The organism is Mesorhizobium sp. WSM4849 (assembly GCF_055811385.1).
In genome coordinates this window covers 1-7,439 of sequence record NZ_JBVVPW010000074.1, presented here as the reverse complement: position 1 = coordinate 7,439, position 7,439 = coordinate 1, and the positions used below count along the sequence as shown (strand labels likewise).

Below are 7,439 nucleotides of genomic sequence, written 5' to 3'. Positions count from 1 at the left end.
AGGTCGCCATCATCAAGGCCTGCCGCTACGACCCGCAGGTAAACCGCACCTATGCCGGCATGGCCGAGCATTATGGCAGTTCGGTGCTGCCGACCCGGCCACGGCGGCCTGCTCACGATCGTCTGAAATCGCTGCTCACGATCCCGCGAAATCCTTGCTCACGATGCGGTGAAATCCGTGCTCACGATCGCCTGAAATACGCATCGCAACGGCGAACTTCTCCTGCATGGCATCGCCTGGTGCGGGCGATGCGGCCACAAGATGTACGTTCGCTACAAGGGTGGCGGAGAGTATGTGTGCAATCACCTGCGCTCCCACACGGGCTTGCCGGCGTGCCAGTACATGCGTATTCCGATGAAGCCGGCCACCGATTCCGATTTGAAGCCGGCCAGTCATTCCGATTTCATTCCGGCCACCCTTCCGATTTGAAGGCGGCCAGTGTTCGGACTGATCCTGGGTCTCGTTGATGTTTGGGTTGGGTTTTGTTTCAGGTCAAGCTTCGGTGTTTTCGGGGACGATTGGCGGGCGCTGTTTTCGCATGCTTTCACCGGTGAGATCGATGCGATAGGCGTTGTGAACGAGGCGGTCCAGGATGGCGTCGGCCAAAGTCGGGTTTGCAATAATTTCCCACCAGCGATCCACGGGCACCTGACTTGTGACGATGGTTGAGCGTCGTTCGTAGCGATCCTCAATGATCTCCAGGAGATCGCGGCGTTGGTCGTCATTGAGTTTTTCCGGTCCCCAGTCATCAAGGATCAGCAGGTCGGTCCTGGCAAGAGATTTGAGGATCCTGCCGTATCGCCCGTCGCCTCTTGCAAGCGCGAGGGCGGCGAACAGCCGGGGAAGTCGGTGGTAGGCGACTGAGAAGTTCTTCGCGGCAGGCCTGGTGGCCAAGAGCGCAGGCCAGCCAGCTCTTGCCGACGCCCGCCGGCCCGGTGATGAGAAGACTGTGATGCTTTCTGATCCAGTCGCAGCCGGCGAGCGCCTTGAACAGATTGCGATCAAGACCGCGTGCGGCACGAAAGTCGGTATTCTCGATCTGTGCGTCATGGCGAAGTTTTGCAGCCTGGCGCGGGTTTCGAAACGCTTCTGGCGGCGCATGGTAGCCTCGCGCTCGAGCAGCATGGCAAGCCATTCGCCATGCTCGAGGCCGCGTGCTTCGGATTGTGCGTCGAGCTCCAGGAAGGCGGTGGCCATGCCATGAAGGCCGAGTTCGCGCAGCATGTCGATGGTCGGATGGATGAGCATTGGTGTGTCTCCTCAATGGAAGTAATCAGGGCCACGCAGATTGGCGTGATCGACGATGGCGGTTGGTTCGGTGGAATGGCGTGCGGCTTTGTGGTTGGCGATGAGCGAAGCGATGCTCTTGCAGTTCAGGCCACCGATCTCGACAGCGCGGGCTGACACGGCTTCGGCCCGATTGCGATCGATGTCGCGAAACAGACGTAGGATGCCCAGACATGTTCGAAAGCCCCGCTCGGGACGGCTGGCGAGAATTGCGATGACCAGACCTTCGGTCTGCGGCCCGATCGACGTGGCCCAGCGCCGAAAGCGCTCCGGCGTCCATTCGCATAGCGCCGGTGGGAACTGGGCATGTGATCCGGATCGGTTCCATGGCGAGGACCCCCATAGCGGCGCTGATGCACCGCGACGCGCTTGCCGCGGTGGAAGATCTCGATGGTGCGCGCCGTTGCTCTCAGATCGACCTGCTGACGAATGAGGCTGTGGGGCACGGAATAAAAGAAGGTCTTGAACTCGACGTGATAATCCGTCGAGACGCGGGCCAAACGCCATTCGGCAAACTCGTAATCCTCCAGTGGAAGACTGGCCAAAGCCGGGCGCTCGACGGTTTCGAAGAGCTGTCGGCGACTGACGCCCAGCCGGCGCATGACGTGGTCGTTGATGCGATCGAGCGCCTGGGCAATGGCGGCATTGGCCTCAGCCAGCGAGAAGAAAGTCTGGTTGCGCAGGCGCCCCAGAATGCAGGACTGGGCGAAACGCACTCCATTCTCCACTTTCGATTTCTTTCAAGTCCATGACTGCAGTTCGTGCTGACACTCAAGCGCGTATAGAGTTCGAGGTCACGCACCCGTTCCATCCGTGGCGGGGTCAGCGCTTCGTGCTGTCGACCCGCAAACAGAACTGGGGTGAGGACCGCGTCATGTTCTACGACGCGGAGGGACGGCTTCGCTCCCTGCTTGCGTCATGGACGGACGTCGGTGAACCCGATGTTTTCATTCTGGTCGCGGCCGGTCGGTCGTTCGTGCGTCCAGATGATCTGGCAACCCTGGCGGCGTTGATCGAGCAAATCGAGCGCAGCCATGGCGACTGAACACGTGTCAGGCAATTTATGCCGCATGTGTCAACATAATTATGCCGCCGCATGCCGGATGCGCCGTCGTTACAGCCTCTATGCCGCGCGCATTTGCGGTGTAAGATCAATACGACAGCCGCCTTCATTAGATTGACACATCGTTCATTGAGGCATAATTTAATTTACATACAAGCAAGGGGATACGATGCCCAACGAGACCAAACGCGATCGACTGCGCCAGCTTGGAGCGCTCAACCCGCGCCCCGAGACCGTCCGCGCCCCCTGGTTTCGTGAATCCAGCTTCTTCGATCCTCTCGATCTCGTGCAGGTGAAGTACGAGATGCTGCGTCACGTCCAGAAGGATGGCGTCAACAAGGCCGATGCCGCCGCGCTTTTCGGTCTGTCGCGGCCAACATACTATCAGGCCGAGGCCGCGTTTGAACGCGAGGGCATTGCCGGCCTGCTGCCGCGCACGCGTGGGCCAAAGTCGGCCCACAAGCTCACCGACGAGGTCATGCAGCTCATCGAGCAGAACCAGAACGCGGGTGCTCCGCTGCAGGCGCGATCCCTGGCGCAACTGCTGCATTCGACACTCGGTATCAGCGTCCATCCCCGCAGCATCGAACGCGCGATGGCCCGTAAAAAAAAACGGTGAGCCCCATGCGCGCACCCCGATGCTGCCGCACGGCTGCAAGGATTTCTACGAGACGCTGCGCGCCGCCGTCCTGTGCGGTCAGGCCTGCGCCAAGGACATGGGCGCCATCGTTTTTCATGGCTTTTGGCAAGGGCTGGCGGTGCTGATCGCGAGCCCCCAGCCTTCCCCGCCGACGCATCGGCGGCCGGAACCACCGCCCACGGCTTCGGCTGCAGTGCACGATCGCCAGCTCGTGCACATGCTCGCCAACATGGTGCTGGCAGCAGAGACCCGAGGCAATCATGTCTACTGACATCGCCATGAAGGTTGGCGCCGACCATCTGCGGCGTGATGCATTTCTCTACGTGCGTCAGTCCCCTCTTCGTCAGGTGTTCGAGAAGACCGAGAGCACCAAGCGGCAATACGCCCTGCGCGATCGCGCAGTGGCCTTGGGCTGGCCGATCGAACGTGTCCACGTCATCGATAGCGACCTCGGCCTCTCCGGCGCGCAGTCGCAGGACCGCGACGGCTTCCAGCACCTGGTGACTGAAGTGGCAATGGGGCATGCAGGGATCGTGCTGGGGCTGGAAGTGTCGCGCCTGGCACGCAACAATGCCGACTGGCACCGTCTCCTTGAGTTGGCTGCCCTGTCGCGCACCCTCATCATGGACGAGGACGGCGTTTACGATCCGGCCTATTTCAACGATCGCATGCTGCTCGGGCTGAAGGGCACGATGAGCGAGGCCGAACTGCACATCCTGAAATCGCGGCTGCAAGGCGGCATTCTCAACAAGGCGCGCCGCGGCGAGCTCGAGATGCCGTTGGCGATCGGGTTGATCTATACCCCTGACGCGCGGGTCGTGCTCGATCCCGACCGACAGATCCAGGACACGGTGCGGCTCCTGTTCGATACCTTCCGCGAGACCGGCTCGGCCTGCGCCGTCGTGCGCCGCCTGCGGCGCGAGAAGATCCTCTTTCCCCGGCGTATCCGCCGCGGCATCGGCAAGGGCGACGTCCTGTGGAGCGAGATCGACCATTCCCGCGTGCTCCAGATTCTGCACAACCCGCGTTATGCCGGCGCGTTGCCTATGGGCGCACGCGCACAGCCTACAATGCCAAGCTCAAATCCGTGCAGCTGCGCGTGGCGAGATCCGATTGGCAGGTGCTTATACCCGAAGCCCACGAGGGCTACATTTCCTGGGCCGAGTACGAGCGCAATCAGACAGCCCTGGAACAGAACGCCACCGGCTTTTCACTCGGCCTGCGCGGACGCATGCCCCGCCAGGGCAGCGGTCTGTTGCAGGGACGGCTACTGTGCGGCCGCTGCGGTGCACGCATGCGGGTCCAGTACGAGCCGTTCGAGGGGCGCCTGCGCCCGTATTATGTCTGCAACGAAGCGGTCGTGCGACACGCCGGCAAGCACTGCCAATGGGTGCGCGGCGCTCCGGTCGACGAGGCGGTGAGCGCGCTACTGCTGGAGGCGATGGCGCCGGCAGCGATCGATGTCGCGCTCGCCGTGCAGCAGGAGATCACCCAACGCCTGGAGCAGGCCGCGGCCCTGCGCGGCACGCAGCTGCAACGCGCCCGCTATGAGGCTGAACTGGCCCGCCGGCGCTATCTGAAGGTCGATCCGGACAACCGCCTGGTCGCCGACGCGCTGAAAGCCGACTGGAACGCACGGCTGCGTGACCTCGGCGCGCTCCAGCGCGAGCACGAGCGCCAGAATGAGGCCGACCGCTCGCTGCTGGACGAGCCAGCGCAGGAGCGCATCAGGGCGCTGGCCGCCGATTTCCCGCGCATCTGGAACGACGAGCGCACCGGTGCTGTCGAACGCAAGCGCATACTCGGCCTTCTCGTCGAAGACGTGACGCTGCTCGTCGACGAGCAGGTCAACATCCATATCCGCTGGCGCGGCGGGCGCACGCAGAGCCTGTCGGTGACCATGCCGCGGCCTATGTCAGTGATACGCAAGACGCCGGAACAGGTCGTGGCGTTGATGAATGAGCTGCTGGAGACCGCCAACGACCAGCAGATCGCCGCCCGTCTCAATGAACTGGGGCATCGCAACTGGCGCGGCGAACCCTTCACGCTGAAGAAGGTCATGCTCGTGCGCCGCACCTATGGACTGAAGAGCCGCTACGAACGGCTGCGGGAGAGCGGCATGATCACCGGCGAGGAAGTAGCCCAGCAGCTCGGCGTGTGCGTCTCGACCGTTCACCAACTCGGGCGAAAGGGCATTCTCAAGCGCCATCGCTACGCCAGCAACCATCGATACCTGTACGAACCGCCGGGCAACGTCAGACTCGAAAAAGGCGCCGGCAGTCGATATGGTGGTCGTCCGCCCAGATTAATTGTCGCTCAACAACTCCAACAAGGTGCATTGTGATGCCTGCTCCTTATCCCGAGGCTTTCTTGGCCGTGCCGGAAGAACGCCGACGCCATAGTGGGAAGCCATCATGCCGTAGCTGCGGTTGATCTCGGGATCGTAGAAACTGGCGCGACTGACGCCCGACTTCAGATTGTCGGGAACGACGAGTCTGGGAACGCCGTGAAAAAAACGAAACCATCCGGACATGCGAGCCAATCCAGTCGGGGAGCGTTTGCGTCCAGGTGGCCTCGGCAAAGGTGTAGCTGGACGCACCCAGCACCGCCACGAAGATCTCCGCCTCGCGGATCTCACCGGTGTTGCGATCGACAATCGGAATCTTCTTGCCGGAATAATCCACGAAGACCTTGTCGCCGGCCGCATGCTCCTGGCGCATCGTCGGTGACAGTCGCTGCTTAAATCCCCGTAGAAGTTCACAAAAGCGACTGTAGCCATAACCGTCGGGATGCGACCCTCGATACTCCTCCCACAGGATGAGCAAGGTGACGCCGGGCTTCTTGAGCTCGACCGCAAGATCGGCCCAGTTCGGTTCCGTGCGTCGTCGCGTGCCCTGTTTGACGCCGTTGCGACTGATTAGCTTGTGCTCAAGCGCATCGTCGGTCAGCTCGCCCGGCTAGGGCCAGTTCAATCCAACCGCGGCTGCACGCTGCAAATTATCCTGCACCGTACTGCGCGCTATCCCCAATACGACCGCAATCTCGCGGGAGCTCGTCCCGCTTCCGGCAAGCCGCAGCATCTGTCTCAATTGTCTCATGGTCAGCCTTCTCTTTGCCGGCATCAAAATGTCCCCGTTCATGGCGAGGTGATTGATGCCAAAGTTGCTGACCCAGGAGGTAATCTTCAGTGCCGAAAACTGGCCGGCTTTTGATTGGAATGGTGGCCGGCTTCAAATCGGAACGGTGGCCGGTCTTTGATCGGAATGGCGGCCGGCTTCACGTCGGAATCCGCACCAGTACATCCGTGCTTCACGCGTGGATGCCGCCGTGGCCGACGCGTTCTTGACGGCCCTGGCTCCCGCCGAGCTCGACGCACTGTCGCGGGCGCGGCGGGCACAGCAGCAGGTCGACAAGGCCTTACGCACGAGCACGGAGCGTGAGCGTGAGCGCAAGCGCTATGCTGCGGCGCTGGCAGAGCGGCAGTTCAATCGCGTCGATCCTGATAACCGTCTTGTCGCCGGCGAACTCGAGCGAAGGTGGGAGGCTGCGTTGAGCGAAGTCCGCGCTGCCGAGGAAGCCCTTGCCCGGCAAGCTTCGGCTGGGCCTGTTGCGCAATTGGCGTTGGGCAAGGCCCTCAACAGCAAGGTAGTCGCCCTGTCCGGCTGCCTGCCGCAGATCTGGGCGGGCGACGCCACGACGGATGCTCATCGCAAGGCGTTATTGCGGTGCCTGATTGAAAAGGTCGTTCTCGACCGCGGCGAGCGCGACGTTGCTCTGGTCAGGATCGTGTGGCGAGGCGGCGCGGTGACCGAACTTGAGGTGAAGATGAAGGTCAACTCCCTCGCCAAGCTCACGCGCGGTGGAGAAATGCGCGCGCGTCTGCTCGATCTCGCGCAGGCCGGCATGCCGGACGATGCGATTGCCACCGTCCTCACCCGGGAGGGGCACCATTCGCCCAATTGCGCGGACAAGGTCTTGCCAATTACCGTGCAGCGGACCCGGCTCGGCGTCGGGATCAGGATGACGACGCAACGCAACCGATGGACCCACGAGTCCACTTCACTTAGCGCCACACAACTGGCCGCACGGCTGAACATCCCCGTCAATTAAATCTACGTGCAGATCAGGCAAAAGCGCCTTCTGACAGACCGTCAGCCGACCGGAGCCTACCTGTTCCAAAACTCCCCTTCCGTAATCGATGCGGTCCGTGACCTCCGCTACCACACCATTAGCCACCTTGATCCGAGAATCATTCAGCCTCACCAGGAGGGGCATCAACATGCGTGATCGAGGAGCGCCGACAGCTGCGCGGCCGTCAGCCGCATCACGCCGTCCTCAACCTTCGGCCAGCCGGTTGCTTTTGCCCTGTTGAATGGGCAAACGCCTGTTCCCTCAGTTTTGTCAGCTCCAGAATATAGGTATCTCGTACCGTTTCCAGATCCTCGATTG

General features: G+C 62.0%; 10 protein-coding genes and 2 pseudogenes. 8 read left to right on the top strand and 4 right to left on the bottom strand.

The genetic code is table 11. The features are described 5' to 3' along the window. Positions 1–467: hypothetical protein (locus AC0L3L_RS35975; RefSeq protein WP_473642095.1), on the top strand; the 467-nt coding region annotated here is incomplete at its 5' end. A gap of 25 nt (positions 468–492) precedes the next feature. Here AC0L3L_RS35975 and AC0L3L_RS35970 read toward each other — a convergent pair. Further along, positions 493–837, bottom strand: coding sequence for an ATP-binding protein (locus tag AC0L3L_RS35970; RefSeq protein ID WP_473642091.1), 345 nt, complete (start codon positions 835–837; stop codon positions 493–495). Next, positions 749–1,197: pseudogene (locus tag AC0L3L_RS35965) on the bottom strand (ATP-binding protein). The gene AC0L3L_RS35970 and the pseudogene AC0L3L_RS35965 overlap by 89 nt, the downstream one beginning before the upstream one ends. Between AC0L3L_RS35965 and AC0L3L_RS35960 the strand changes: the two are divergent. After that, positions 1,141–1,404, top strand: a complete 264-nt coding sequence (locus tag AC0L3L_RS35960) for a hypothetical protein (protein WP_473642093.1) — start codon at positions 1,141–1,143, stop codon at positions 1,402–1,404. The pseudogene AC0L3L_RS35965 and the gene AC0L3L_RS35960 overlap by 57 nt on opposite strands. Here AC0L3L_RS35960 and AC0L3L_RS35955 read toward each other — a convergent pair. Next, a complete protein-coding gene (locus AC0L3L_RS35955) occupies positions 1,374–1,889 on the bottom strand; it encodes a Mu transposase domain-containing protein (RefSeq protein ID WP_473642089.1) in 516 nt (171 codons plus the stop codon). The two genes, AC0L3L_RS35960 and AC0L3L_RS35955, sit on opposite strands and share 31 nt — an antisense overlap. A gap of 146 nt (positions 1,890–2,035) precedes the next feature. Here AC0L3L_RS35955 and AC0L3L_RS35950 point away from each other — a divergent pair, with 146 nt between their 5' ends. The 4 genes and pseudogenes from AC0L3L_RS35950 to AC0L3L_RS35935 all read left to right on the top strand — a co-directional run bounded on the left by AC0L3L_RS35950 (position 2,036) and on the right by AC0L3L_RS35935 (position 5,334). Beyond that, complete coding sequence (locus AC0L3L_RS35950; RefSeq protein ID WP_473642087.1) at positions 2,036–2,332, top strand: DUF5372 family protein; 297 nt, start codon at positions 2,036–2,038, stop codon at positions 2,330–2,332. 187 nt (positions 2,333–2,519) lie between these two features. After that, positions 2,520–2,969: a helix-turn-helix domain-containing protein gene (locus AC0L3L_RS35945; RefSeq protein ID WP_473642085.1), complete on the top strand. Its 450-nt coding sequence runs from the start codon at positions 2,520–2,522 to the stop codon at positions 2,967–2,969. Between the two features lie 19 nt (positions 2,970–2,988). Further along, complete coding sequence (locus AC0L3L_RS35940; protein WP_473642083.1) at positions 2,989–3,261, top strand: hypothetical protein; 273 nt, start codon at positions 2,989–2,991, stop codon at positions 3,259–3,261. Continuing rightward, positions 3,251–5,334 (top strand): annotated as a pseudogene (locus AC0L3L_RS35935) (recombinase family protein). The gene AC0L3L_RS35940 and the pseudogene AC0L3L_RS35935 overlap by 11 nt, the downstream one beginning before the upstream one ends. A 10-nt stretch (positions 5,335–5,344) precedes the next feature. On the opposite strand, the gene AC0L3L_RS35930 reads toward AC0L3L_RS35935, so the two are convergent. After that, positions 5,345–5,815 carry a hypothetical protein gene (locus AC0L3L_RS35930; protein ID WP_473642081.1) on the bottom strand — a complete coding sequence of 157 codons (471 nt, stop codon included), beginning with the start codon at positions 5,813–5,815 and terminating at the stop codon, positions 5,345–5,347. A gap of 99 nt (positions 5,816–5,914) precedes the next feature. Here AC0L3L_RS35930 and AC0L3L_RS35925 point away from each other — a divergent pair, with 99 nt between their 5' ends. Further along, a complete protein-coding gene (locus AC0L3L_RS35925; RefSeq protein WP_473642079.1) occupies positions 5,915–6,202 on the top strand; it encodes a hypothetical protein in 288 nt (95 codons plus the stop codon). A gap of 115 nt (positions 6,203–6,317) precedes the next feature. After that, complete coding sequence (locus AC0L3L_RS35920; RefSeq protein ID WP_473642078.1) at positions 6,318–7,100, top strand: hypothetical protein; 783 nt, start codon at positions 6,318–6,320, stop codon at positions 7,098–7,100. The last annotated feature ends 339 nt before the right edge of the window (positions 7,101–7,439 follow it).

Excerpts from the sequence above, each read along its gene's own strand:
- AC0L3L_RS35945 (WP_473642085.1), top strand. The coding sequence starts at position 2,520 with ATGCCCAACGAGACCAAACGCGATCGACTGCGCCAGCTTGGAGCGCTC.
- AC0L3L_RS35940 (WP_473642083.1), top strand. The coding sequence starts at position 2,989 with ATGCTGCCGCACGGCTGCAAGGATTTCTACGAGACGCTGCGCGCCGCC.
- AC0L3L_RS35960 (WP_473642093.1), top strand. The coding sequence starts at position 1,141 with ATGCTCGAGGCCGCGTGCTTCGGATTGTGCGTCGAGCTCCAGGAAGGC.
- AC0L3L_RS35955 (WP_473642089.1), bottom strand. The coding sequence starts at position 1,889 with ATGCGCCGGCTGGGCGTCAGTCGCCGACAGCTCTTCGAAACCGTCGAG.
- AC0L3L_RS35950 (WP_473642087.1), top strand. The coding sequence starts at position 2,036 with ATGACTGCAGTTCGTGCTGACACTCAAGCGCGTATAGAGTTCGAGGTC.